The organism is Vibrio sp. 704, from assembly GCF_033339295.1.
The window spans coordinates 1-822 of record NZ_JAWOUH010000275.1 but is presented as its reverse complement, the minus strand read 5'-3'; the positions used below and the strand labels follow the sequence as shown (position 1 = coordinate 822).

The window sequence follows — 822 nt, the reverse complement described above, 5'->3', positions numbered from 1 at the left end:
ACCGTGCTGATTGGGAAAACGACTACAAAGTGGGTGTTGAATACTCGCAAAACTCGAACCTAGTAAACAAAGCCGCGCTAAACCAAGACTACAACCGCTTTGCAAACGTACTTGGTCAACGTGAGTTAGCTAAGTTAGAGAAATCTGGTATCGACTACCGCCTACCAGTACCAGGTGCGAAAGTAGAAGATGGCAAGCTAGCAATGAACGTTCAGTTTCCTGGCGTGAAGCTTCAATACTCTCTAGACGGCAAAAACTGGCTGAATTACGCAGACAATGCTCGTCCAAATGTGAAAGGTGAAGTGTTCATCCGATCTGTAGCGGCAACAGGTGAGAAAACAAGTCGTGTGACTAGCGTAAAATAATACGATTCTTGTAAGTTAATTTTTGGCAAAGCCTCAACGTATGTTGAGGCTTTCTTTATTTTTAAGGGAAATTAAGTGTGATCGAAGTCTTAATATTTTTCATTGATAAATAAGTTTTGGTGTTAAAGATAGAAATTAAATGTGAAGTGAGTCGGGTTATTTCGCCATTTATTAAATCGTTAGTTGTTTATGATCACATTTTATTTTTTTGACGAATTTTTATAAATCAACGCAAGTGTCTGTAATTACCAGTGTTTTTGTTATGGTTATAGAGTCGGGTTTGAACGAGATCACTTTTTAAACGGATTTATTTTCCATTGCGAATTAATTATTTCAGTATGGCCACCGCCACGGAGGCACATTCCAAGGCTTGCGATGATCGGGAAAAGAAGCCCATGAAACCATCGCATAACGTGAATAATTAAAGGCAGTAATTATGAAAAACATCTTTGCACTG

Annotated in this window: 1 protein-coding gene; it reads left to right on the top strand. The window is 38.7% G+C overall.

What is annotated here, in order from left to right:
• A partial coding sequence (locus R7R24_RS25900; RefSeq protein ID WP_318119990.1) for a chitobiase/beta-hexosaminidase C-terminal domain-containing protein occupies positions 1-365 on the top strand: 365 nt, incomplete at its 5' end.
• Positions 366-822: the final 457 nt, after the last annotated feature.